The sequence below is a fragment of the Streptomyces sp. NPDC048142 genome (genome assembly GCF_043202835.1).
Classification (GTDB): domain Bacteria; phylum Actinomycetota; class Actinomycetes; order Streptomycetales; family Streptomycetaceae; genus Streptomyces.
The window spans coordinates 93998-119579 of sequence record NZ_JBIDBC010000014.1 but is presented as its reverse complement, the minus strand read 5'-3'; the positions used below and the strand labels follow the sequence as shown (position 1 = coordinate 119579).

At 73.6% G+C, this 25582-nt stretch carries 17 protein-coding genes; 6 read left to right on the top strand and 11 right to left on the bottom strand.

Annotated elements, in window-relative coordinates; all coding sequences use genetic code 11:
* The first annotated feature begins 39 nt into the window (after positions 1 to 39).
* The 5 genes from ACGF2Y_RS19590 to ACGF2Y_RS19570 all read left to right on the top strand — a co-directional run bounded on the left by ACGF2Y_RS19590 (position 40) and on the right by ACGF2Y_RS19570 (position 5101).
* Positions 40 to 501, top strand: a complete 462-nt coding sequence (locus tag ACGF2Y_RS19590) for a single-stranded DNA-binding protein (RefSeq protein ID WP_392948867.1) — start codon at positions 40 to 42, stop codon at positions 499 to 501.
* Between the two features lie 197 nt (positions 502 to 698).
* A complete protein-coding gene (locus ACGF2Y_RS19585) occupies positions 699 to 2186 on the top strand; it encodes a Cys-Gln thioester bond-forming surface protein (protein ID WP_392948864.1) in 1488 nt (495 codons plus the stop codon).
* A gap of 124 nt (positions 2187 to 2310) precedes the next feature.
* Positions 2311 to 3975: an energy-dependent translational throttle protein EttA gene (gene ettA / locus ACGF2Y_RS19580; protein ID WP_392948862.1), complete on the top strand. Its 1665-nt coding sequence runs from the start codon at positions 2311 to 2313 to the stop codon at positions 3973 to 3975.
* Between the two features lie 5 nt (positions 3976 to 3980).
* Positions 3981 to 4403 carry an acyl-CoA thioesterase gene (locus ACGF2Y_RS19575; protein ID WP_392948861.1) on the top strand — a complete coding sequence of 141 codons (423 nt, stop codon included), beginning with the start codon at positions 3981 to 3983 and terminating at the stop codon, positions 4401 to 4403.
* Complete coding sequence (locus ACGF2Y_RS19570; protein WP_392948858.1) at positions 4400 to 5101, top strand: hypothetical protein; 702 nt, start codon at positions 4400 to 4402, stop codon at positions 5099 to 5101. Before ACGF2Y_RS19575 ends, ACGF2Y_RS19570 begins: the two co-directional genes overlap by 4 nt.
* Before the next feature lie 22 nt (positions 5102 to 5123).
* On the opposite strand, the gene ACGF2Y_RS19565 is transcribed toward ACGF2Y_RS19570, so the two are convergent.
* The 4 genes from ACGF2Y_RS19565 to ACGF2Y_RS19550 form a co-directional block, all read right to left on the bottom strand.
* Positions 5124 to 6188, bottom strand: a complete 1065-nt coding sequence (locus tag ACGF2Y_RS19565; RefSeq protein WP_392948855.1) for an ABC transporter ATP-binding protein — start codon at positions 6186 to 6188, stop codon at positions 5124 to 5126.
* Between the two features lie 50 nt (positions 6189 to 6238).
* Entirely contained in the window at positions 6239 to 9025 is a 2787-nt protein-coding gene (locus ACGF2Y_RS19560; protein ID WP_392948852.1) for an ABC transporter permease, read from the bottom strand.
* Between the two features lies 1 nt (position 9026).
* Entirely contained in the window at positions 9027 to 12317 is a 3291-nt protein-coding gene (locus ACGF2Y_RS19555; RefSeq protein ID WP_392948850.1) for an FtsX-like permease family protein, read from the bottom strand.
* A 190-nt stretch (positions 12318 to 12507) separates the two neighbouring features.
* Entirely contained in the window at positions 12508 to 12912 is a 405-nt protein-coding gene (locus ACGF2Y_RS19550; RefSeq protein ID WP_006124491.1) for a globin, read from the bottom strand.
* A gap of 122 nt (positions 12913 to 13034) precedes the next feature.
* Here ACGF2Y_RS19550 and ACGF2Y_RS19545 point away from each other — a divergent pair, with 122 nt between their 5' ends.
* Positions 13035 to 14036, top strand: coding sequence for a methyltransferase domain-containing protein (locus tag ACGF2Y_RS19545; protein ID WP_392948847.1), 1002 nt, complete (start codon positions 13035 to 13037; stop codon positions 14034 to 14036).
* A 36-nt stretch (positions 14037 to 14072) separates the two neighbouring features.
* Here ACGF2Y_RS19545 and ACGF2Y_RS19540 read toward each other — a convergent pair whose 3' ends face one another.
* From ACGF2Y_RS19540 to ACGF2Y_RS19510, 7 genes are all read right to left on the bottom strand, one after another.
* Positions 14073 to 15500 carry an FHA domain-containing protein gene (locus ACGF2Y_RS19540; protein WP_392948845.1) on the bottom strand — a complete coding sequence of 476 codons (1428 nt, stop codon included), beginning with the start codon at positions 15498 to 15500 and terminating at the stop codon, positions 14073 to 14075.
* A 140-nt stretch (positions 15501 to 15640) separates the two neighbouring features.
* Positions 15641 to 17002 (bottom strand): VWA domain-containing protein, encoded by a 1362-nt coding sequence (locus tag ACGF2Y_RS19535; RefSeq protein ID WP_392948842.1) that lies wholly within the window; start codon positions 17000 to 17002, stop codon positions 15641 to 15643.
* Positions 17003 to 17129: 127 nt separating this feature from the next.
* The gene (locus tag ACGF2Y_RS19530; protein ID WP_392948839.1) at positions 17130 to 18620 is read right to left on the bottom strand and encodes a protein phosphatase 2C domain-containing protein; all 1491 of its coding nucleotides are present in this window, start codon (positions 18618 to 18620) and stop codon (positions 17130 to 17132) included.
* 2 nt (positions 18621 to 18622) lie between these two features.
* Entirely contained in the window at positions 18623 to 21532 is a 2910-nt protein-coding gene (locus ACGF2Y_RS19525; RefSeq protein ID WP_392948838.1) for a tetratricopeptide repeat protein, read from the bottom strand.
* Positions 21529 to 22893: a hypothetical protein gene (locus tag ACGF2Y_RS19520; RefSeq protein ID WP_392948835.1), complete on the bottom strand. Its 1365-nt coding sequence runs from the start codon at positions 22891 to 22893 to the stop codon at positions 21529 to 21531. Before ACGF2Y_RS19520 ends, ACGF2Y_RS19525 begins: the two co-directional genes overlap by 4 nt.
* Positions 22894 to 23055: 162 nt before the next feature.
* Positions 23056 to 24093, bottom strand: a complete 1038-nt coding sequence (locus tag ACGF2Y_RS19515) for a glutamate ABC transporter substrate-binding protein (RefSeq protein WP_392948833.1) — start codon at positions 24091 to 24093, stop codon at positions 23056 to 23058.
* A gap of 11 nt (positions 24094 to 24104) precedes the next feature.
* Positions 24105 to 25493, bottom strand: a complete 1389-nt coding sequence (locus ACGF2Y_RS19510; protein ID WP_392948830.1) for a hypothetical protein — start codon at positions 25491 to 25493, stop codon at positions 24105 to 24107.
* Positions 25494 to 25582 lie beyond the last annotated feature (89 nt).

Here is a 25582-nt window from a genome sequence, read left to right as displayed (position 1 = left end):
GCGGTGCGATGCGGTCGACATGGAAAGCGGGGGCGGGAAATGAACGAGACCTTGGTGACGCTGGTGGGAAACGCCGCCACGGCGGTGGAGTTCCGGGAGACGGCCACCGGCGGAATGGCGCGATTCCGATTCGCCGTCACTCCGCGGCGCTGGGACCGCGAGAAACAGCTCTGGTCGGACGGCCGCACCAGCTTCTACACCATCTGGTCCTGGCGAACGCTCGCCGCGAATCTGGCCGGTTCCGTTTCGGTCGGAGAACCTCTGGTCGTACACGGCCGGTTGAAGGTCCGGGAGGAGGAACAGGACGGTCGGCGCAGGACGTTCGTCGAGGTCGAGGCCATCACCGTCGGCCATGACCTGAGCCGGGGGACGGCCGCCTTCCGCCGGGCGGCCCGAATGGAGCAGGTTCTGACGGAGCGTTCGGAGCGGGTCACGGACGGCGACGCGGAGGAGTCGCCGGAACAGCTCGAACAGGCAGGCGCAATGGCGGCAGTGTCCTGAAAAGGCTGATCGGTGACAAGCGCGGCGGCATCCCGCGATAACGATTCCGATTCGGAATGGTTGTGCGAGGGCGGTACGGGGGATCGCTCTTCGCCGGTTCCTTAGGATTCCCAGTGCTCACGGGTCACTTGAGTCTGCTGGCGAGGCATTCCCCACACGCGCACCATGCGCGAGGGCCTCGCCCGGAGGGGAATTCTGTGCTTTCTGCGTTTTCGGAGTCCGCTGCGTCGTCCGGCACTACGGGGGCGCCCCCGGGGCGCGGGATCCTCCGCCCGGTCGCCGCGCTGCTGCTCTCCGGCCTCGTCGCGGCTGCCGCACTCGTCGGCGCCGGACCGGCGGCGGCCGACGACCCGGGCCGGCACCACGGCGGCGCGGCCGCGGTGCTCGACGGGCTGAAGACCTTCGACAGCGCCGTGCTCCGTGTCGAGGGGAAGGGCGGCGCGCCCGACCGGACCCAGGAGCTGCCCGCCGGACTGTTCGAGATGACCGTGGACGGCGGCGGCAAGCTCAAGACCTACTGCATCGACCTCCACAACCCCACCCAGGACCAGGCGAGGTACCTGGAGACCCCCTGGGCCGAGACCTCGCTGAGCGGCAACCGGAACGCGGGGAAGATCCGCTGGATCCTCCAGCACTCCTACCCCCAGGTCGACGACCTGGCCGCGCTCGCCGCCGCGGCCGGTACCGGCCCGCTGACCGAGCGGACCGCCGCCGCCGGAACCCAGGTCGCCATCTGGCGCTACTCGGACGACGCCGATGTCACCGCATCGGACAAGCAGGCGGAGAAGCTCGCCGACTGGCTGCACCGCAACGCGCGCAACACGAAGGAACCCCGGGCCTCGCTCACCCTGGAACCGGCAGCCGTCGCCGGCCGGGCCGGCGAGCTGCTCGGCCCCGTGACCGTCCGCACCGACGCGGACCAGGTCTCGGTGTCGCCCCCGGTGGACGCGGCGGCCGGCGGCATCGCCGTCACGGACGAGAAGGGCACCCCCGTCACCGCCGCGGCGGACGGGGACCGGCTCTACTTCGCCGTACCGAAGGACACCGCCGACGGCACCGTCTCCCTCGCGGTCCAGGCCACCACCTCCGTGCCGGTCGGCCGGGCCTTCGTCGGGGTCGGGCGCACCCAGACCCAGATCCTGGCCGGCTCCAGCGAGTCCACCGTCTCCGCACGGGCCGCCGCCACCTGGGCCGAGACGGGCGCCGCCCCCGCGCTGACCGCGCGGAAGAACTGCGCCGCGGGCGGTGTGGACGTCACGGCCGCCAACCGGGGCGACGAGCCGTTCACCTTCGAGCTGGCCGGCACCGAGCACACCGTCGCCGCCGGGGCCACCCGCACGGTGACGGTCCCCGTCGCCGAGGACCAGGCGTACGACGTCACCATCACCGGGCCCGCCGGGTTCGCCAGGACCTTCACCGGGATGCTGGACTGCGCCACCAGCGGCAGTGTCCTGGACCGGGAGAGCGAGGGCGTCGACGGCAACGACGTCGGCACGCGGAGCGCCCAGGAGTCCGTCCCGGCCACGACCGGCTCCAGCACGTCGGGACTGGAGGGCGACCTGGCCGCGACGGGCGGTTCCAGCACCACCCCGATGCTCGCCGCGATCGCCATCGGGCTGCTCGTCGTGGGCGGCGGCGCGACCTTCCTCCTCCGCCGGCAGCAGCCGCACAACGACGGTGGGTGAACGTTCGAACGCATGAGGTGACCGGTTTCGGTGCCGGTGGGTGGACGGGTTTCCGTCCGGGGAGGGCCGTCAGGCAAGATGGGATGTATCTGCTCACACCTCTATTGCTGCCGGACGGTTTCTCTTGGCTGAGTTCATCTACACCATGCGCAAGACGCGCAAGGCGCACGGCGACAAGGTGATCCTTGATGACGTCACCTTGAACTTCCTGCCCGGCGCGAAGATCGGTGTCGTGGGGCCCAACGGCGCCGGTAAGTCCACGGTGCTGAAGATCATGGCGGGCCTGGAGCAGCCGTCCAACGGTGACGCCTTCCTGTCGCCCGGGTTCAGCGTCGGCATCCTCATGCAGGAGCCGAAGCTGGACGAGGAGAAGACCGTCCTGGAGAACGTCCAGGACGGCGCTGCCGAGATCATGGGCAAGCTCAAGCGCTTCAACGAGGTCGCCGAGCTCATGGCGACCGACTACTCCGACGCGCTGATGGAGGAGATGGGCAAGCTCCAGGAGGACCTGGACCACGCGAACGCGTGGGACCTGGACGCCCAGCTGGAGCAGGCCATGGACGCCCTGGGCTGCCCGCCCGGCGACTGGCCCGTGACCAACCTCTCCGGTGGCGAGAAGCGCCGCGTGGCGCTCTGCAAGCTCCTCATCGAGGCCCCGGACCTGCTCCTCCTCGACGAGCCCACCAACCACCTCGACGCCGAGTCGGTGAACTGGCTGGAGCAGCACCTCTCGAAGTACGCGGGCTGCGTCATCGCCGTCACCCACGACCGGTACTTCCTGAACAACGTCGCCGAGTGGATCCTGGAGCTCGACCGCGGCCGCGCGATCGCCTACGAGGGCAACTACTCCACGTACCTGGAGAAGAAGCAGACCCGTCTCAAGGTCGAGGGCCGCAAGGACGAGAAGCGCCAGAAGCGGCTCAAGGAAGAGCTGGAGTGGGTGCGGTCGAACGCCAAGGGGCGCCAGACCAAGTCCAAGGCCCGTCTCGCCCGGTACGAGGAGATGGCGGCCGAGGCCGACAAGATGCGGAAGCTGGACTTCGAGGAGATCCAGATTCCGCCGGGCCCGCGGCTCGGTTCCATCGTCGTCGAGGTCGAGAACCTCTCGAAGGCCTTCGGCGACAAGGTCCTCATCGACGACCTGTCGTTCACGCTGCCCCGTAACGGCATCGTCGGCATCATCGGTCCGAACGGCGCGGGCAAGACCACGCTGTTCAAGATGATCCAGGGCCTGGAGACGCCGGACAGCGGCGCCATCAAGGTCGGCGACACGGTCAAGATTTCCTACGTCGACCAGTCCCGCGCCAACATCGACCCGAAGAAGACCCTCTGGGCCGTCGTCTCGGACGAGCTGGACTACATCAATGTCGGCCAGGTCGAGATGCCCTCGCGCGCCTACGTCTCCGCGTTCGGCTTCAAGGGTCCGGACCAGCAGAAGCCGGCCGGCGTCCTGTCCGGCGGTGAGCGCAACCGCCTCAACCTGGCGCTGACGCTCAAGGAGGGCGGCAACCTGCTGCTCCTCGACGAGCCCACCAACGACCTCGACGTCGAGACGCTCTCCTCGCTGGAGAACGCCCTCCTGGAGTTCCCGGGCGCCGCTGTGGTCATCTCCCACGACCGCTGGTTCCTGGACCGCGTCGCCACGCACATCCTCGCCTACGAGGGTGACTCCAAGTGGTACTGGTTCGAGGGCAACTTCGAGTCGTACGAGAAGAACAAGGTCGAGCGTCTCGGTGCGGACGCGGTCCGTCCGCACCGTGCCACGTACAAGAAGCTCACGCGAGGCTGATCGTCTTGGCTCGTCACCTCTACAGCTGCCCCCTGCGCTGGTCGGACATGGATGCCTTCGGCCACGTCAACAACGTGGTCTTCCTCCGCTACCTGGAGGAGGCGCGCATCGACTTCATGTTCCGGCTGGCGCCCGGGGACGGCTCGCCGTCGTTCTCGGGCGGGTCCGTCGTGGCCCGTCACGAGATCGACTACGTACGGCCGCTGGTCCACCGGCACGAGCCGGTGACCGTCGAGTCGTGGGTCACGAAGATCGGCGCCGCGTCCCTGACGATCTCCTACGAGATCAAGGACGCCGAGCAGGTGTACGTACGCGCCTCGACCGTCGTCGTGCCGTACGACCTGGCGGCGGAGCGGCCCCGGCGGATCTCCGCCGAGGAGAAGCTCTTCCTCCAGCAGTACCTGGCAGAGGAGCCCGCCGCGGCATGACCGTGCCCGTGCAGTCGCTGCGGTTCGCCGACGCGAGGGAGGCGGCGGATCTCGCCGCCTTCCTCGGCCGGCTGCTCCACTACGACCGGGCCGCCGCGGTCCGGTTGCAGGCGGGCGGCGGCGACGCACTGGCCGTGTTCGGCCGCCCGCCCTCCTTCGAGGTCCTCGCCATCCGCACCGCCCGGCTGGCCCGCCCCGAGACGCTCGACGTCACGGTGTCGGCCGGGGAGCTGCTGGAATCCCTCGACGTCCGCGATGCGGCCGGCAGCGGTGCGGGCGGTGCGCTGCCCGCTCCCGTCACCGGGCCGCCCTGGACCGGTGTCCTGCCGCCCCGCGGGCCCTGGCGGGAGCAGACCGGTCTGCCCCGGCCGGACGCCCTGCGCGCCGCTCTCGACACGGCCGTCGCCGAATTCCGTACGCGGGACGAGGCGCTGCCCGAAGCACTGCGCACCCGCGCCGAACGCGACCGGATCGGCCGCGAGATCTGGTCCCGGACGGTCGGCGCCACGGACCTGCCCCTGCGCGCCGTGCACGCCGCCCAGTCCCTCGGCTTCCTGCGCCCCGACCCGGACTTCCCCGTCTCGCTGCTCTCCGCGGGCGGCTGGCTGCGGCTGCGGACGCCCTTCGGCTCGATCGCGCTGCGCCGCCACCCGGACGGCGGCCTGGGCGGGCTCGGTCTGTCGGTCGAGCCCGGCTGAGCCGCCGGACCTGGCGAGCCCTCTACATCTCCTTCGGAGCCTTAGGAGCATTCGCGGCTTTGGGGTCGTCCTTCGCAGGCCCGTCCGGCTTCTCCGGGGCCCCGTGCGCGTCCGGCCAGACGCCGATGTGGTCCTGCTCCAGCTCCAGCAGCACCCGGTGTTCCATGCCCAGCGTCCGCGTGTAGTCCGCGGGCAACTGGAGCCGTCCCGCCCGGTCGAGCATCGCGTACTCCCGGGCCACCTGCGACTCCTGGCCCGTCGCCGCGTCCACCTCGGTGCGGCGCAGCACCTCGGAGGACGTACGGCCGTCACGGATGGCGACCGTACGCCGCACCTCGTCCGCGACCGCCTGGTCATGGGTGACGATCACGATCGAGGTGCCCAGTTCCTCGTTGGCGCGCCGGAACGCGGCGAAGACCTGCTCCCCGGTGGCCGAGTCCAGCTCACCGGTCGGCTCGTCCGCGAGCAGCACGGACGGGGAGTTGGCCAGCGCCACCGCGATGGCCACCCGCTGCTGCTGACCGCCGGACAACTGCTGGGGGCGCCGGTCACGGCAGTCCGCGATGTCGAGCATGGCGAGCAACGACTCGGCGCGGGCGGCCCGTTCGCGCTTGCCGCCGCCGCCGCGCAACTGCATGGGCAGGGTGATGTTCTGGATCGCCGTGAGATACGGGAGCAGATTGCGGGCGGTCTGCTGCCAGACGAACCCGACCACGTCCCGGCGGTAGCGCAGCCGTTCCTTCGGGCCCATCGACAGCAGATCGCGGCCCGCGACCTTCGCCGACCCAGCCGTCGGCACGTCCAGGCCCGCCAGGATGTTCATCAGCGTCGACTTGCCGCTGCCCGACGCCCCCACCAGGGCCATCAACTCGCCCTCGGTGACCAGCAGATCGAGGCCCTGGAGGGCCTGCACCTCCACCCCGTCCGTGGTGAAGATCCGCACCACCCGGTCGCAGGCGATCAGTGCGTCGTGGCCGTAGGAGGGGCGGTCCCGGCGGGCCGCCGCGCGCTGCTCCAGCTCGGCCAGCGTCGTCTCGGCCCCACGGGCCGTGGCTGCCGTCCGGGCGGACGTGGTGGACGAGGTCATCGGGAGTCTCCTGCCCTGAGTTCGGTGATCGATCCGCGGCGGCTCGCCCACTACGCCTGGACGCCCGCGACCGCGGCGGCGAGCGCGACCACCCCGGCCGCCGGAAGCCCGAGCGACCACAGGTCGGTGCGCAACGGGACGGGGTCCGGGGCCGATCCGGCGACGCCCGCGAGCGCCAGCGCGACCAGATCGACGCCGGGGGAGAGGAGGACGATGGTCGCCCAGCCGGTGAACAGGCCGCCGACCGCCGCCAGCAGCGCCTGCGGCATCGCCTCGAAGGCCAGCAGCCGCCTGCCCTGTCCGGTGGTCAGCCCCATCGTGCGCAGCCGCGCCAGCAGCGTCCTGCGTTCCGGTGCGGTCTGGAGCAGCGACAGCAGTACGGCCAGCAGCGCGTATCCGGCGCCCGCCACGACGGCCGCGAGGTAGATGCGTTCGGCGCCCGCCTGCATCGGGGCGTTCACATACCGCTCGCGCTCCTCGGAACGCAGCTGTACGACGTACTTCTTGCCGCTCCCGCCGACCGCCGCGTGCAGCTTCCCGGGGTCCGGCGTGCCGTTGAGGAACAGGGTGGTGGGTTCCCCGTGGTCGAGCGAGGCGGAGTTCACGATCAGGAAGTGCGCGGTCGAGACCGCTGCCGCGCGCGAGGCCACCCCCACGATCCGGACCTTGAAGTCGCCGGACAGGGTGTCGACGGCGACCGGCTCCTTGCCCAGGCGGGCCGCCACCGACGGGGACGCGATCGCCGGAAGGACGCGCCCGGGGCCGGGTTCCGCGCCCTTCGGCACCGGCGCCGCCGCGCCGGTGGCCTTCAGCCGGGCGGCGGGGAACTCCGGCAGCCCGGTCGCGTGCGCCAGCCAGGCGTACGTGGTGGGGTCGACGCCCACCAGGGCCGCGCTGTCGGCGCCCGCAGCCCCGGTGCCGCTCGCACCGGCTCCCGCGGCGTCGGTGCGGCCCACGTCCGCCGTCGGCAGGGCCACGCTGTGCTCGACCCGTACCGGAGCGACGTTCTCCACCCCATCGAGGTCCTTCACCGTACGGACCAGGGGGCCGGGCAGCGTCGTCCGCTCGCTCAGTCCGCTGATCCGGGCATCCGCCCCCACGGCCTTCAGCGCCGCGTCGTCCCGGGCGTCCCCGATGCCCGCCACCACCGACCCGCCGAACGCGGCCGTGGCCAGCGCCAGCAGCAGGGCGAGCAACGGCAGTGTCCCGCCGGCCGAGGCCCGCCCGGCGCGGGCGAGCGACAGGAAGCCGATCGCCCCGCGCAGCCGGGCCACGGGGCGCGCGGCGAGGCGCAAGGGCAACGGGTAGAGCCGGACCAGGACGAGAGCCGCGATCAGGGCGACCAGCACCGGTGCCCCGCTGACCAGTAGATCCGTGCCGCCGCCGGTCGACGTACCGCGCCGCAGCAGGGCCGTCACCGCGCCGACCGCCAGCACCAGCAGGGTCAGCTCGGCGACGGTGCGCCGACGGGACGGCCGGGCGCTCACCATGTCCTCGCGCGCCCCGTGCAGCGTCGGCCGGATGTGCTGGAGCGTCGTCCGCAGCGGCAGGGCCAGGCACACCAGCAGACCGGTCCCCGTCGCCGCCAGCGTTCCCGGCCACCACCGGCCCTCGCCCACCACCAGCACCGCGAGCAGCAGTCCGAGCGAGGCGGCGGGCAGCACCGTCACCGCGGTCTCCGCGAGCAGCCGTCCGCCGATGCCGCGCAGGGAGGCGCCGCGCGAGCGCAGCAGGGCCAGTTCGCCGCGGCGGCGCCCGCCGATCAGGGCCCCCGTCATCAGCAGGACGACAGTGGCCACGGAGGCGATGCCCAGGGCGGCGACCGCGATCACCGGACTGATCGCCTCGCGCATCCGGGCGTTCGCCGCCACGATGTGGCCGAGCCCGCTGCGGACCATCGCGGTGTCCCCGGCGATCTCCCGCGTCTTCAGCAGTCCGGGGCCGCTCTCCAGGGAGGCGAGGACGGATGCCAGACGGGGGCCGTCGGGGCCGGTCAGCGCCGCCGGGTCGGGCGGAAGCCGCCAGTACAGGGCGGGCTCGGTGGCCGTGCTCAGCAGGACCGGGGCGGCGTCCTCGGCCAGCAGGACCGTGCCGGCCCAGAAGTAGGTGGGAAAGGGACTCGCGGGGTCCGGGACCAGGGACGGGCTGCGCAGCAGCGGATCGGCGGACCAGTAGCTGCCGTGCGGGTCACGCGGGGCGACGATGCCGGTGATCCGTACGGTGACGGTCTCGCCCGACGCCGCGGGCACCGCGAGGGTCGCGCCGACCTTCACCTTCAGCTCGGCGGCCGTCTCCTCGGTGACCGCGCCCTCCACCGCACGGGAGTCCGAGGTCACCGGGCCCGTCGTCGCGGGCCAGGCCCCCGAGCTGAGCGTGGCGTGCTCCCTCAGGCCCAGCTGCGCCGCATAGGTGAGCCGCGGCGGAGCCGCGTCGGGGCGCGGCAGCCAGGGTTCGGTGGCGACGACCGGCCTCGTGGTGCGCACCCCGTACGCGACGGAGGACGTGTCGGCGCGCAGCGGTGCGGGCAGTGCCTTCAGCAGCTCCCCGCCGACGCGCGTCAGCTGCGGGCCGCGCATCTCGGCCTCCCGTTGCCCCTGCGGGAGTTCGAGGCCGGGCTGCGGACGCGCGACCTCCACGACGCTGCGGTTCGGGTCGGCGGTCAGGATGTCGTGGCGCAGCCCCTTCGTCTCGTACGCGTCCACCGCGCGCGGAAACGCGGCGGCGAGGAACGCGGTCACCAGCACCAGTACCGCGAGGGCCACCGCCGCACCGGGCGCGGTCCGCAGCCGGGTCCGTATCCACGGGGCTTCCGCCGCCCGCCTGTTGTCGTCGCTCATGTCAGTGGTCCCCCTGGTGGCGCAGCGATACCGCCGGGTCCCCGCGGCGGAGTGCCATCGTCGCGACGATCACGAGCGGCAGGGCGGCGACCCCGGCCAGCAGCGCGGCGACCTGCCCTGCGGGCAGCTCGACCAGCACCGGCGGAACGGGCCGGTCCGCCTGCCCGGTCAGCACGATCAGCGGGACGACGGCCCGGGTCAGCACCGTGCCGATGCCCAGCCCGATCAGCAGCGCGAGAGCGATCAGCACGCCCTGTTCGGCGGCGATCATGCGGGCCAGCTGGCGGCGCGGAGCGCCGAGCGCCCGCAACACGCCGAGCTCGGCGAGCCGTTCGCGCCGGGACCCCGAGGCGCTGACCGCGAAGCCGACCGCCGCCAGCGCGGCGGCGACCACCGCGACGGCCGGCAGCGCCGACTGCGGTCCGGCCCCCAGGGGGTCGTCCACCAGCTGCTGGGCGGCCTCCGCGCGGACCAGTACCTGCGCCGGGTCGGTGTCGGGCAGGGCGCGCAGGGCGGCGGCCGCCTTCGCGGCGCCTCCCGGGGCGGTGCTCAGCCACCACTCGCTCGCCTCGATCGTGGCGGTCGGCCGGTGGGCCAGTACCTCGGTGACGGCCTTGAGGTCCAGCAGCAGCGCGCCACCGCTCTCCGCCGGGTCCGCGGCGCCGGACAGCTCGGCGGCCCCGGTGGTCGGCAGCCGGCGCGCCGCCTCCACCAGGGTCACCCGGATGGTGTTCCCGGCCAGGGTGAGGTCGATCTCGTCGCCCAGCTTCGCGTTCGTGCTCTTCAGATAGGCGTCCGTGGCGACCGCCTTGACCGTCGCGGCCCGTGGCCGGGCTGCGGTGATCCGCAGGAGGCCGGTGGCCGGCTCCCAGGTGTCCTCGCTGCCCACACCGGCGTCGTACGTGAAGTCCGGCAGGCCCGACGTCCCGTTGCGGACCGGAGGTTCGCCCGGCCGGTCCTCACCGAACTCGGTGAGCGTCAAGGACGCGTCCCAGCGCACCGGCTCCGACGCCGGCACCGGGCGTTCGGAACCGGAGCCGGTGACCACCCGTACGTCGCTCACCGAGACCCTGCGCTGCTGCGCGTAGTCGTACGGGGATTCGCCGTCCACCTCGATGCCGGTCACGGCCAGACCACCTGCCGCCGACACCGGTACGGACACCGGGACCGGTCGGCCGTCCACGGGCACGGGACCGGCCAGGGCCCGGTAGGGGAGGCCGTAGCGGTCCTCCAGGAGCACGGTGACCACCGGCGGTGCCGGGTCCGGAGGCAGGGCGGTCCCGGAGCGCTTCGGCGACACCGTGGTGATCCGCAGGTCCAGCTTCAGCCGGGTGCTGTCCTTCGGGAGTACGAGTCCGGGGCGCGGGGCCCGCTCCGGGGCTATGGCCTCGAACATCCGGCGCGGGCTGCCGTCGGCGAGGTCGGAGCGCATCAGCATCCGCTCGTCCGCGTGGGCGGTGTCCAGGGCGATGACCTCGGCCATGCGCCCGCCGGAGACCTCCACGTCCGTCCGGAAGGCGGGGGCCGCCTGCCGCACCCCTTCCAGGGCGCTGTAGGCGCCGGCCGTCGCCGCACTGCTGCCGTGCCCGCCCACGTGCCGCACCGAGGCGCCGGAGCCGAAGTCGGCCTGGTCGGACTGCGAGCGGTTCCAGGAGGCGCTCTGCCCGATCGCCAGCATGCCCATCGCGACCGACAGGACCAGCAGCAGCACCGGCCCCGCGCCGCGCAACGGGCGGCGGCTGAACTGCCAGCCCGCCAGGGCAGCCGGCAGCCCCCGGCCCTTGGCCGCACGCCGTTCGGCGAGCCTCGCGGCGGGCGGCAGCAGGCGCAGCGTGAGGACCGTGCCGGCGAGCAGCGCCAGCGCGGGGGCGCTGACCAGCAGGGGGTCGATCCCGAGATCGCCCGCCCGGTCGCCGCTGAGCGCCCCGCCGCCGGACTGCCGGTCCAGCTGCCAGTAGGCGACCGCCGCGATGAGGAGCAGCCCGAGGTCCGCGCCCGCCCGCACCGGGCCGGGCAGCGACGCGGCCCGGGTCCTGCGCCCGCTCGCCCCGGCCGTCAGCGACGGGGCCACCACCGCCAGGGCGCAGGCCAGCGCGACGGCCGCGGAGACCAGCCACACGGTGGAGGTCGAGGCCTCGCCGACCTTCAGCCCGATCCGGGACAGGGCGCTGCGCTCGGCCAGCAGTCCGGTCAGCGGCCCCGCGAGCAGGGGGGCGATTACCGCGGCGGGCACCGCGAGCAACAGCGCCTCGATCGCGGCGAACGAGGTGATCCGGCCCCGGGAACCGCCCCGGGCCCGCAGCAGTTCGCGCTCCCCGTCGCGCTCGCTGTTCAGCAGCCGGGCCACGAGCAGCAGGGCGTACGCGGCGAGCAGCACCAGCTGCACCGCGACGATCATCAGCGTCGAGCGGGAGACCAGCAGCGCCCGGTCGAGCTGGTCGAGCACGGTGGGCAGCGACGTCCGCGCGGTGACGCCGGACGCGAACACCGGTGCGGCCTCCAGCGCCTTCGGGGCGTTCGCCGACGCGCGGCGCAGCCCCTCCATGGAACCGGTGGTCAGCGTGGCGAAGTCGGCTGCCGCCAGCCAGGACGTCTGCCCGTCGCCGAGCGTCCCGGAGGCGAGGACCGAGGGGTCGGTGAGCAGCGGGCCGTACGTCGTGAAGGCGAGCTTGCGCACCCCGCGCCCGCCCAGCGGGTCCAGCTGCCAGTACGGGTCCGACTGGTCACCGGGCTCGAAGACGCCGGTGACCAGGACCTGCTGCTTCCTGTCGCGCAGCCGGTCGGTGACGGTGAACCGCGCGCCCGGCTTCAGCTTCAGCGCCTCGGCGGCGACGACGGGCAGCGCGACCTGGACGGGTCCGGCGCCGTCGGGGGCCGTGGGCGCCCTGCCCTCGGTGATCCGCACCCGGCCCCGGTCGAGGGCGGCGAAGTGGGTGAGGTCCGGCTCGCCGCGCCGGGCGGCCGGGGCCTGGAGACTCCGCGGCAGCGCGTACGCCCCCGAGCTCTCCAGCTTCCCCACCGTCACGGGCAGTCCGTCGAAGGCGTCGCGGGAGGCCTCGCGGACGGTGTCGTCGGCCTCCGCGCGCTGTTCGTGGTCCACCGAGGAGGAGACGACGAGGGCGGCGGAGGCGGCCGACCCGTGGGTGAGCGTGTGGCGCAGCGCCGCGTCCCCCACGGAACCGGCGAACGCGGTGAGCGCGGCCAGGACGGATGTGGTCAGCAGGACGGCGAGGACGGCCGCGGAGAGCAGGAGGCGATGAGCCCGCACCCGTAGAAGGACGAAACCCGTCACCTGATCCCCCAGCCCCGGAAACACCGCATGCGCACGCCCCCCGACGTACCGGTGATGCTTTCAGAGGCAACAGGGTTCTGGTAACCGCTTACAGGTACACCTTGATCCGATCGTGATCGTTATCCGGGCATGGAACGCCGAATTCCGGAGTCACCCGGTCACAGATCGTCGCGCGGTGGTCCGGAAGTGATCAGTCCGCGGTGTTGACCATCGAGGCGGCGGCGTACGTCAGGTAGTCCCACAACTGCCGCTCGTGCTCGGGCGCGAGCCCCAGCTCGTCCAGCGCGACCCGCATATGGGACAGCCAGGCGTCATGGGCCGCCCGGTCCACCCGGAACGGCGCGTGCCGCATCCGCAGCCGCGGATGGCCCCGGTGGTCGCTGTAGGTGCGCGGACCGCCCCAGTACTGCATCAGGAACAGCGCGAACCGCTCCTCGGCCGGGCCCAGATCCTCCTCCGGATACATCGGCCGCAGCAGCTCGTCGCCCGCCACGCCCTCGTAGAAGCGGTGGACCAGGCGCCGGAAGGTCGCCTCGCCGCCGACCTGCTCGTAGAAGGTCTGCTCCTGAAGCGTGTCGCGCGGAATCTCAGTCACCCGTCCATGGTCGCAGACGCACCGGCCGAGGACGGCGGTCCTAGGACCAAGGGCGGGGCCACGGGCCGCGTACCGCCGGCCCGCCGCTCGCCCGCGCGGCCCCGGCGCAGGACAGTGGAGACATGGGTGCACACCGGCAAGGCCCCTCCCCGCCCGTCCCCGACGCCGAGGCCGACGCGGCGCGGGAGGCCCTCGTGCGGGAGATCGCCGCACGGGGCGGGCTGACCGACCCCGCCTGGCGCACGGCCTTCGCCGAAGTGCCCCGCCATCTGTTCGTGCCGTTCTACTACGTGCACGGAATCCGGGGCTACGAACGCCTCTGGGGCGAGGACCCCGACCCCGGCCGGCGCTCCCGCTGGCTGCGCGGCGTGTACGAGGACGGACCGCTGGCCACCCGGCTCAAGGACGGCGAACTCGTCTCGTCCTCCAGCCAGCCGTCCCTGATGGCCCTGATGCTCGAAGCCCTCGACGTACGGGCCGGAAACACCGTCCTGGAGATCGGCACCGGCCCCGGCTACAACGCGGCACTGCTCGCCCACCGGCTCGGCGACGCGGCCGTGACCAGCGTCGATCTGGACCCGGAGATCACGGAATCGGCCCGCTCGCATCTCGCCGCCGCCGGGTACCGGCCGACGGTGATCACCGGCGACGGGGCCCGGGGCTGCCCGCAGCGCGCCCCGTACGACCGGATCATCGCGACCTGCACCCTGCCGTCCGTGCCGGAGACCTGGCCGGAACAGTGCCGTCCGGGGGCGCGGATCCTCGCCCCGCTCGCCACCGGCCTGGTCTCGCTCCAGGTCCGTGCGACGGCGCACGGACCGCGCGCCGAGGGGCACTTCCTGCACACCCCGGCGTACTTCGTGCCCCTGCGCGGGGCGCTCCCGGGGCCCGGCGGGCTTCCGCACCTCGGCGGACTGCCGCGCCGGGTGGCCGGGGACGACCTCTTCCGGTTTCTGCTGACCCTGACCGCGGGTGCCCTCGATCCGCACGAGGCCCTCTCCCTCTGGGAGCGCGAGGAGCGCCCGCAGCGGGAGAGGTACGGCATCACGGTCGGCCAGGGCCGGCAGTGGGCCTGGCTCGACGACCCGCAGGGCCCGTACACCTGGCCGCTCGCCGCCGGATGAGGCGGCGGGTGCGGCGGCACATGCGGCGGCGGGTGCTCAGTCCCGGCGGACCGTGATCGTCGTCCACGCTCCGACGTGCACCTGGTCGCCGTCCTGGAGCGGTACGGGGACATAGGGCTGGATCGGGTCCTCGGCGCCGTTCAGCGTGGTGCCGTTGGTGGAGTTCTGGTCGACGACCGCCCAGCCGCCGTCGGGCTGCTGCACCAGCACCGCGTGCTGGTGCGAGACGCCCGGGTCCTCCGGGGGCACCGACAGATCGACGTCGGGGGACTCGCCGGTGCTGTGCCGACGGCGCCCGATGGTGATCTGGCTGCCGGTGAGCGCGAGCCGCTGCTCCGGGGAGTACGCGGGCAGGTTCAGCCCGCTCGCCTCGGGGCCGCTGCGCTGCATCATCGCGAGGAAGTACGCACGGTCCGGGGCGATCACGGCGGTCCAGGAGGCGGACTGCTGGGGCCGGCCCTGGCCGGGAGCCCCGTCGTGCTGCTGACCCTGGTCGTACCGCTGGTCCTGGTCGTACCCCTGGTCCTGTCCCTGGTTCTGCGCCGGTCCCTGGGCCTGTCCCTGGTGGGGGCCCGGCTGCTGGAACTGCTGGGGCGGCTGAGGCGGCTGGGCCTGGGAGGGCGGCGGCAGCATCCAGTCGTCCCCGCCGCCGGTGTGCCCCGACGGCTGCGGCGGCGCGGGCGGCGCGGACTGCTGTTGCTGCGGAGGTGCGAAGGGCGAGGCCTGCTGGGGTTCGAACGGCGAACGCGACGGGGCCGGTGCCTGCTGGGGTTCGAACGGCGAACGCGCCGAGGGGGCTGCCTGCTGCTGCGGCTGGTGCCCCTGCTGCTGGAACGAGGGCGCCGGCGGGGGACCCTGCTGGAACGACTGCGGCGGAGGCCCGCCCTGACCGCCGTTCCCGCCCTGACCGCCGTTTCCGTGCGGACCGTTCTGCTCGGGAGCGAGTGGCTCGGCGGGGCGGTTCATCTGCGAGGGACGCGAGCCCTGGTAGTCGAACGGGTCGCGCGACTGGGGCGCACCGGGACTACCTTGCATACCGGGACCGCCCTGTCCGCCGGGGCCAGGCTGCCCGCCGGGGCCGCCCTGCCCGCCCTGTCCGCCGGGGCCCTGCGCCTGGAATCCGGGCGGCAGATTGAGGCCGGGCGGAGGTCCGCTGGGCGTGCCGTGCTGCGGGGCCAGCGGGGTGTAGGAGGTCGCCGTGTTGGTGAGGAAGTTCCAGCGGCACTCCTCGCAGTACGGCGACATCGCCTCACGCGGCGTGCGGCACTGCGGGCAGAGCTCCGCCTGCAGGGTGGGCCCGCCGTCGCCGGAACCCTGCTGCGGGTAGCCGTAACCGGGCGCGGGCGGCGGCGGAGGAGGCGGGGGCACGGCGCCCGCGGGCGCACCGCCGGTGGCCATGCGGTGTCCGCAGACCTCGCACCAGTCCTCGGAACCCGACTGGTGTCCGTTCGGGCAGGTCGGCATGTCGGCGCTTCCCCCTCTCCTCTTCCGGCCGCGGAGGCCGTCATGCTGTCGATCGCGGCGTCGTTGCTCAGCGAATACGTGTGGCTGCTCTGTGCTCACGGCCGGTGGTCATCCGATGACCGGGCCGTGCTGCTTCTTGGTTACTTCTTGACGCGAACAGTCTTGGTTGAGCGCGTTTCGAGGGTCATCTCGTCCGCTTCCGCGACCTTCGCCTTCAGTCGCACAGTACCCGTCGCGGCATCGACGACGTCGACCACCTTCGAAAGCAGTTTCGCAGTGTCCTGGTTCCCGGACGCCGACGCCAGCTGCACCGCACGGCCCAGTTTCGCCGTCGCGCCGTCGAAGTCGCCCGACTTGCGCGCGTCCAGGCCCTGCTGGATGACTTGTGCCAGTTCCGCCTGACCCGTGTAGTGCGCGACCTGCGGATTGATCGAGGTCGACGCCACCATGTCGTCCGTCCACACGGCCCGGACGAGCCCCTGCGACAGGGTCTGCGGGGCGTCCGTGCCCGAGGGGTCGGGCAGGATCAGCGAGACCCGGGCGGCCAGCATCTCCTGGCCGAGCCCGGCCTCCGGCACCAGGACGCACACGTGGTAGTCGCGGGACTCGTCGCCCCAGGAACCGGTCGGGTAGTCCCCGGCCCGGGGGCCCGCTCCGGTGCGCCGCCCGGTCAGATCCGTGACGGTGGGCGCGACCTGCTTCACGAACCGGATCTCCACCCCCACCGGCGTCCAGAGCCGCAGCGCCACGTCCGCGACCTCCTTGCCCATGGCGTTCTCCATCATCCGCGTGAAGTCCGCGGCCAGGCCCGCGGGGTCGGCGACGATGTCGGCCGTGCCGAGGAGGGCGGCGGCGATGCCGGTGACCTCCTTCACCTCCCAGTCGGTGCCCACTCCGCGGGCGTCGCAGGTGAACCGCCCCGCGCAGGAGTCCAGAGCCGCCCGCAGATCCTCGGGCTCCTCGTGCTCGTTGCGGCCGTCGGTCAGCAGGATGCCGTGCCGGATGCCCACGTCGGCCGCGCCCAGCAGCCGGTCGGCCAGCCGCAGCCAGGTGCCGATCGCGGTGCCCCCGCCCGCGCTCAGCTTCCGCAGGGCGTCCTTGGCCTGGGCCTTCGTCTGCGCGTCGGCGACCGCGAGCCGCCCGTTGCCCGGATAGACGTCCCTGGCCACATGCGTCCCGGCGACCACCGCGAACCAGGTGCCCTCGCGCAGGGCGCCGATGGCCGCGGCCGTCGCGTCGCGCGCGTTGCGCATCTTCGTCGGCGGGTAGTCCATCGAGCCGGAGCAGTCGACCATCAGCACCACGGCCGCGTCGGGGACCCGTCCCGGCCCGTACGCGGGCGAGGGCGCCGAACCCGCCAGCGGCATCCCGCCGGTGGTGCCGCCGCCGGTCGAGGTGACGGTGACGATCGCGTTGACCTCACGGCCGCCCTCGGGCAGGAACTCGTTCTGGTACACCTCGACGGAGAACTGCGGCACGTTCGACTTGGAGAAGTTGGCCATCTGGTCGGCTCCTTGAGGCTCCACAGGGGATCAGGTGAAGAGGGGACGCGGGTCGGCAGGGGGCAGGAGGCAGGGGGCGGGGGACACGGGGTGAGGGACGCGGGGCAGGAGTTGGTGCGGAAACGGTTCAGACGGCTTCGCAGGCCGATCCTGCCCCTCGGGGCCGTACGGCGAACGGCACGAGCGCCACTGTTACGTTGTCGTGGCCCCCGCCGTCGAGCGCGTGTCCCACCAGCACCTGGGCGCCGTGCAGCGGACGCTCCTGGGCATCGGCCGGAACGGCGGCCGCCATCTCCTCGGCGGATTCCGCGTAGTTCCACAGGCCGTCCGTGCACACGACCACCAGGCCCGGCCGGTCCGGCTTGAACGCGGCGGTGTGCGGCTCCAGTTCGTACGCGTCGGCGCCGAGCCAGCCGGTGATGGCGTGGGCGCGCTCGTCCGCGTACGCCTCCGCCTCGTTCATCAGGCCGGCCGCCACCATCTGCGCGGCCCAGGAGTCGTCCTCGGTGAGCCGGGCGGTCGGCTGGGTCCGGTCCTCGGGCACCCAGTAGACCCGGCTGTCGCCGACCCAGCCGACGACCAGCAGGCCGCCCGCCATGATCGCGCCGACCAGGGTGCAGGCCGGGGCGTTCTGGTGGCGGCGCGCGTCGTGCTCCATCGCCCCGGCCGGTTCCTGCGCCAGGGCGTTGACCGCCTCGGACGCGGCGACGATCGCCTCGTGCATCGCCGCTTGCGGATGCGTACCGCGCGGCAGGGACTCCAGCAGTGCCTCGTTGGCGGCGCTCGCGGCGGCCGCCGACGCCTCGTCGGGCCGGCTCGCCGAGGAGACGCCGTCGCAGACGATCGCGACGACGGCGGGCGAGCCGTCCGGCAGCGCGGTCGAGGACACCGCGAAGGAGTCCTCGTTACGGTGGTGGCGCAGGCCCCGGTCGCTGACGGCGGCCACCGAGTCGAGCTCCTGCTCCATATGGTCGCGCTCACGGGGCTGGGCGTGCCCGCAGTTCTCGCAGTAGCCGTCGGGATCCACCCGGCCGGAGCGGCAGGCCACACAGACCTTCGCCCCGGGGGCGGACGCGGCGGCGTGCTCCGCCGTACGGGGATCGGGCGCGGTCGGCGCGAAGTCACCGGAGTCCGCCGCGCCGCCCGAGGCCGCCAGGTCGCCCCGGCGCACCGGCACGGCCACGGACTCCGGCCCGCCCACCGGCCCCGGCTCGGCCCGGGACGCCACACCATGCTCCGACTCCGCGCCCTGCCCGGCCGCCACGCCCTGCTCCGACGTGGCGCCCTGCACGGAGCCCGCGTCCGGCTTCGGCAACGGCTTCTGACCGTGTACCGGCTCCGACAGCGGTCTGCCGCCCGAGTCCGTCCCCGGCAGGTCCGCCGGATGGTGCACGGGCACGTCGGCGCTGTCGCTCTCCGCGGCGGCGGGCCACCGCACGGCACCGGCGGCCGGGGCGGCCGGGGGCACGGTGACGGCCATCGTGGGCCGGTCTTCGGGGCGCGCCGGAACGGCCGCGAGGTCGTAGCCGCACGCCCCGCAGAACAGGTCGCCCGCAGCCGGCGGCTCCTCGCAGCCGGGGCACCTCGACAGGGCGGGCTGCTGGTGGCTCTGTGACATCTTCACACCCACGTCCGGGGGCGGAAACGGTTGGCCCGCTCCACCAGTTCGATCCTCTGCTCGCCCCGCTGCGCGAGCCGGGCGAGCATCCGGTACGAGCGTTCCAGCCCGAACCGCAGTCCCCGCTCGTTCAGTTCGGCGCCGAGCAGCTTCCGTGCATCCGGCGAACCGGTGGCCGGTCTGACCAGCCCCGGGACACCGGGACTACCGGAGAGTACCCAGTCCAGCGCCTTGCCCAGTACCTCGGTCGACAACTGCTCGTGACGCACCGGGTCCAGGCCGAGGGCGGCCAGCGCCGCCACCTGGATCCCGGCTGCCGTCAGATCGACCAGCAGCGGCTCCCGGTGCGAGCGCTCGCGCAGCCGCGCCCGGACGGCGGCGACCCGCGCCGCCGTGTAGTGGATCGAGGCCTCCGGCACCGACTCCAGGGTGCTCACCGCCCCGGCCCGCTCACCGGCGGCGATCTGCACCCGGGCCAGGCCGAACGCGGCGCTGACGAAACCCGGATCGGTCGCCCACACCAGGCGGTAGTACTCGGCCGCGTTGTCCAGCTGGCCCAGCACCTCCGCGCAGATCCCGAGCGCCAGCTTGGGCGCCATCTCCCCGGGGAACGCGTCGTAGACCGCGTCGAAGGAGAGCGCCGCCGTCTCGTGGTCGCCGGTCACCAGCGAGGTGACGCCCCGGTACCAGACGACCCGCCAGTCGTCGGGGTGTTCACCCTCCAGGGTGGTCAGCGCACGGTCGGCCGAGTCCAGCTCCCGCATCTCCAGCCGGGCCCGCAGCTCCCGCAGCCGGGTCTCCGGCGAGGGGACCGGCACCGCGTGCAGGGCGGTGATCAGCTCGGCCGGGGCGGAGGCGACGAGACCGGCGAGGAAACCGGCGTTCGGGTCCATCGCGTCGACCCGGGGGACCGGCAGCGCCAGCGAGGTGGCCCGGGTGTCGAACAGGGCGAGCCGGACACCCCCGGCGGTCGCCCCGAAGGGGCCGTACGGGCCGGTCGGGCCGTACGGCCCGACCGAGGCTCCCGGGGTCTGCTCCGCCGCCCGGGGCGCCGGAACCGGAACGTGCGCCGGGGGAGCGTACGCGAGCGGGGTGCCGCCCTGCGCGGAACCCCGGACATGGGTCGGCGGCGTCGCCAGCGGAGCGGCTCCCCCGGGGCCCGACGGGTGAGCACCCGCAGGACCCACCGGACGGCCTTCCGCCGGACCGGGTGTCCGGGTGCCCACCGGCAGCGCCCCGGCCCCCGCGGACGCCCCGGCCCCCGCGGACGCCCCGGCCCCCGCAGACGTCATGGCCCCCGGCGGGGCCGGCGCCGTGCCGCCGTGGGCCTCCCAGGTGCCGCCCTGGGCCGGAACACCGGACGGCGGACGTCCGGCTCCCTTGCGGCGGCCCAGCAGCCCGCCGCCCCGCGCGGAGTCGGTGTCCCGGCCGCCGAGCCGCGAGACGTCGTCCGTCTGCCGGGCGAACAACTCCGTGTCGATCACGCGCAGTTCCGCGCCGAACAGTGTCGACAGGGCAGGCCGCGGCCGTCCCGTCTGGAGCGCCACGACCTCCCGCAGCACCCCCGTCAGCTGCTCGGCCATCTCCGCGGCGGAGGCGAACCGCCGGGCCGGGTCCGGGTCGGTGGCCCGTACCAGCAGCCGGTAGAACGACTCGTAGGCGCGGAACACCTCGATGGTGTCCGGATCCGGCAGCGAGTCCACGAAGACGTTCGTGTACCCCTGGAAGTCGAAGGTGAGGACCGCCAGCGTCCGGGCCACCGTGTACAGATCGGAGGCGACGGACGGACCCAGCTCCGCGACCTCGGGGGCCTGGTAGCCGACCGTGCCGTAGATCGCCGACTCGTCGTCGTCCATCCGGCGCACCGCGCCCATGTCGATCAGCTTGAGCTGGTCCTCGGTCTGGATCGCGTTGTCGACCTTGAAGTCGCAGTAGAGGAGGTTGCGGCTGTGCAGATGGCCGAGCGCCTCCAGTGCCTCGATCCCGTACGCGCAGGCCTGCTCGACGGGCAGCGGGTCACGCTTCCCGGCCGGGGTGCGGCGCTCGTTGGCGATTTCCTTGAGCGCCTTGCCGCCGACGTACTCCATCACGATGTAGCCGTCGAGCGAACCGGTCCGCTGGTCCAGGTGCTCGACGAAGTTGTAGATCCGCACGATGTTGGAGTGCTCGATCTCGGCGAGGAAGCGGCGCTCGGAGATCGCGGCGGCCATCGCGTCCTGGTCGCCGGTGTCCAGCAGGCCCTTGAGAACCACCCAGCGGTCCGACACGGCCCGGTCCACCGCGAGATACACCCAGCCGAGCCCGCCGTGCGCCAGACAGCCCACCACCTCGTACTGGCCGTGCACGATGTCGCCGCCGCCCAGCTTCGGCACGAAGGAGTACGGGTGCCCGCACCTGGTGCAGAACCCCTCGGTGCGGCCCTCCCGCTCACCGCGCGAACGGCCCACCGGCGCCCCGCAGTCCGAACGGGAGCAGAACCGCTTGCGCTCGGGCACCTGCGGGTTCGCCATCACCGCCGTGCGCGGGTCGGGCCGCGGCACGTCCGGGACCTCCACCAGGCCGACGCCGAGCCGGCCCCGGGCCGAGGCCGCCGACGTCGAGCCCGAGGAACGCACCGAGACCGAACGGGAGGTGGCCGCCCCGGACAGCGAGCGCGACAGCCGGCCGGAGACCGAACGGCGCGAGGTCGAGGACCGGGACGAGGAGCGCCCGGAGGCACGGGAGCCCGAGCGCTGCGAGGAGCTGTCCTGGCCGCTCGCCCGGCCGCCCCCGGCGATCCCGGTGGGCGGCGAGGAGACCATGCCCGTCGGCGAGACGACCGGCGCCAGACCGCAGGTGTCGCAGTACAGCTCACCGTCGCCCATGTCCTCGTAGTTCCCCTCGCACGCGGGGCGCTGGCACTGCGTACTCATCGTGTCTCCCCCTGTTCGCCGGCTCCGGCGTCCGCGTCCCGCCGGTCCTGCGGTCCGTCGGGGCGGCGCGGCGTCAGCGTGTCCGCGACCGCGTGCTGGTAGCGCAGGACGGCCTGCTCGGCGACCCGCAGATCGCACGGCGCGCTCCACAGCATCCGCCGCGCCGCGTCGTACCGCTCGGCCAGCACCGGATCCTCCGCCAGACCGTGCCGGGCCACCTTCGCCCGGTACGCGTCGAGCCGGCCGCGCAGCTCCGCGCGGACCGCCAGCGGGGCCGTCACCGAGGTCAGCGACTCACGGGCGCGCAGCAGTTCGTCCTCGGCCTCCTGCTCCAGCGACTCCAGGAGCGGTGAGAGCCGGTGCCACTGGGCGTGCCTGCGGTGGTCCGAAGCGGCCGCCAGCCGTTCCTGGAGGGCGGTCGGCGGCCCGCTGACCGCGGGCACCTCGGAGGCGGCGATCTTCGCCAGCACCTCGCCGCGCGCCGCCCGTGCCTCCGTCAGGGTGCGGTCCGCCCGCGAGAGCACGTCCCGCAGCCGCACCAGGCGCGCCTCGGCGTCCTGCCGGACCGCCAGCACCGCCTCGATCTCCCGCCGTACGTCCTCCAGGGCGCGGGCGGCCCGGTCGTAGCGCGAGGTGTCGGGGCGGCCGCCGCCGGGCGCCGCACTGCCGGGCCCCGGCAGCCAGAACGCCAGCGGGTCGGAGATCACCTGCACCCGCAGGGTGGTCAGCTCCTCGGTGATCTCCGCCAGGTCGTCCCCGGCCGGATGCTCACCGGGCCGCACCCCCACGGAGTGCGCCAGCGAACGCGTCCGGTGCAGCTCGGCCCCGAGCAGGTCGATCCGGGCGGGCAGCGCCGACCAGACGGAGTCGGAGGCGACGACCATGTCCAGGGACCTGGCGTACAGCTCGTTCATCCGGGCGACCAGCTCCTGGAGCGAGAACTGCTCGGAGAGCCTGGCCGGACCCGCGAGGGAAGGCGGCGGCACGGCCTCCGGGTTGGCGACGGTGACCGACTCGCCGCGCAGCAGGCCGGTCAGCGCGGTGAGGTCCTCCCGGTTGGGGTGGCGCCGCCGCGCCCGGATCTCCCGGGCCTCGGACAGGGCCCCCGCGTACGCGTCGAAATACCCCCACAGCAGGGTGATCGACTGCTCGGTCGTGGCCCAGCGCTCCCGGGTGACGCCGGTCAGCTCGGCGCCCTCCAGGAGCCGGCGGCCGGCATGGTCCTGGAGCGCGAGGAGCGAGGTCTCGATGGCCTCGTGCTCCGCACCGAGCCGGGCCAGTGCGCGGTCCGCCTCCTCCCGGTCCATGACCGGGCCGGGGGGCCTCCCCGCGAAGCCGGGGAAGGATCCCGCGACGCCCATCGATCACCTCTCCGCTCTCCCCGCCGGGCCGATGGGCCCGGCGGGATCGTTCTGCTTCGGTCTGCTGCGAGTCTGCTCCGGTCCGCTCGCTCCGCTCGTTCCGGTCCGCTCGTTCCGCTCGTTCCGCTCGTTCCGCTCCGTACGCGCAGGAGCGCTACGGGGTCAGTCGCCCCGGTACTTGGGCGCGGGCGGTGCGGTGATGCCGGGAAGCCCGGTCGCCAGCCACTCGCGGTACGACTCCATCCAGGCGCTGTTCGTACCGCCCGCCCGGTAGTCGACGAGGACCTTGTTCACCCGGGCCACCAGGTCGTTCGCGTCCTTCTTCGTCGCGACGCCGTAGTACTCGGTGGTGAACGGGGCCTTCCCCTTGAGCTCCACCGCCGGGTCCTGCGCCGCCTGACCGGCCGCCAGGGCGTTGTCCGTGACGATCGCGTCGACCTCGCCGAGCTGGAGCCGCACCAGGCAGTCCAGCTGGCTGGGCACGGTCAGCAGGTCCGGATCGCGCTCGGTGCCGTCGAAGGCGTCCTTGTAGAGCGCCCCGAAGGACTCCTTCTCCAGCGCCTCGTACGCGGTGGAGCCCTCGGCCGAGCAGACCCGCTTGCCCTTCAGTGAGGAGTCGTATCCGGTGATCGTCGACTCCTTCGGGGCGAGCACCTGCTGTCCGGCCCGGAAGTAGGCCGTGGAGAAGGAGACCTGCTCCAGCCGCTCGCAGTTGATCGTCATCGTCCGTACGACGACGTCGACCCGGTCGTTCTCCAGGGCGGCGATGCGCTGGTTGGTGGGGATCGCACGGAAGATCACCGCGTTCGGGTCGCCCAGGATGTCCTCGGCGATGGCCCGCACCAGGTCGATGTCGAACCCTTCGAGCTCACGGCTCTCCGGATTGCGGTAGCCCCAGCGGAAGCTGTTCTGGTCGACGCCCGCGATCAGCTTGCCCCGCTGCCTGATCGTGTCGATGGCCGGACCGCCGTCTCCCGAAGCGGGCAGGCTCGCCTCCGGCTCGGTGCACTCCTCGGCCCGCGTCTGGACAGCCGTCACCGGCCCGCCGCCCGAGGTGTCCTCTCCGGCCGCCCTGCCGCTGTGGTGGGCCAGCGGCAGCAGCGTGAGCGCGGCGGTGACCGCACAGGCCGCAGCCATCCCCGTCACGCCGCCCCAGCCGCGCAGGCCGCCGCTCCCGGGCCGGTCCTTCGGCCTGCTCATCGCTGCCCCTCTCACCGGTACTCCGAGAGCCTGCGGTTGACCCCGACGATCACGGCGGCGGCCCCCAGGACCGCCAGGGCCGCGGCTCCTGTCGGCAGGCCCCGCAGGGCCCCGCGCCCGTCCTCTGCCGCCGCGGTGAACTCGCCCTGTTCATGGGCGAGTGCCTTCTCCAGCGCCGTGTCCACCTGCTGGAAGGACTGCCCGGTGGACTCGTCGGTCCCGATGATCTGCTTCAGGGCGCCTTCGTAGTCGCCGCGGTCGTCCGTGGCACGGGCCTCGCGGTGGCGGGCCCGCCACTGGGCCACGCCCTCCGCCGCCCTGGCCACCGGAGCGCTCCCGCTCTCGTCGTCCGCGAGCCGCTCGGCCTTCTCCAACTGGGCTCTCAACGCCTTCATTCCCGTGGTGTAGTCCGCCTCGTACTGGTCGGCGGAGCCGTCGGGGGTCAGCACCGCGCCGCGCGCCACCAGCGTGAGGTTCTCGTTGGCCCGCGCCTTCAGGGAGCTGATCCGCGCGTCGTTGAGCACCTCCAGGGACGCCTGGCCGTGCACCATCGCCGACCGCAGCTCCGCACGGGCCACCGCATGCCCCGCGGCCAGCCAGAGCACCACCACCGAGGCGGCGGCCGTCGCCGCCAGCAGCCCGTGGTTCAGTATCCGGTTCGTCCGGAGGTAGGTGCGCCGCTGCATCCACGCCAGGGCGCCGAGCACCAGGATCCCGGCGCCGAGCGACAGGAGGGGCCACTGCCGGGCGTCGGCGGAGTCCCGCTCCAGCCGGCCCGACTCCACCGCGTACAGCCGCTCGGCGGCCGGCAGCATCTCGTCGGCCATCTTCTGGTTCGCGTACCGGAGATAGGCGCCGCCCAGCGGCAGGCCCTGGCGGTTGTTGGCGCGGGCGCGCTCGATCAGGCCGGTGTAGACCGGGAGCAGCTTGTTGAGGGTGGCCGTCTCCCGTCTGGACGCGCTGTCGGGGTCGGTGTTCCCCGACGCCTTCACCAGCAGCCGGGCCGCCTCCTCGATGTCCTCGCGGTACTGCTCGTGCACGGCCTCGGGCTCCTGCGCGCCCGCGAGGAACCCACTGGCCGCCGTCGTGTCCGCGTCCGCCAGGAAGCGGTAGATGGCCGCCGCGTCGGCGCTGAGCGGCTGACTGCGGCTGACCACGTCGTCGGCCGCGGAGGCCCGCGACGAGATCTCCAGCGTGGTCACCGCGCCGAACGCCACGACCAGCAGGGCCAGGACGGCCCCGATGATCCGGAGCCGGCCGGGCTCGGTCGTCGCCACGGCGCGCAGGCGCTCCGCCTGCGCGGTCCACGCGGTGCGGCGCTGCGCGGGCACCCCGGCACGCGCGGACACCGGGTCCGGCGTGCGCGGCGCCGGCGAGCCGCTGCTCGGCGGGTGTGTCACTCGACCTCCCCCTCGGTCACGGACGGCGGGTCCCCGTCCCCGGCCCAAGGACGCGTGCCCGGCCAGAAGTATGGCCGCGGGAACGGACA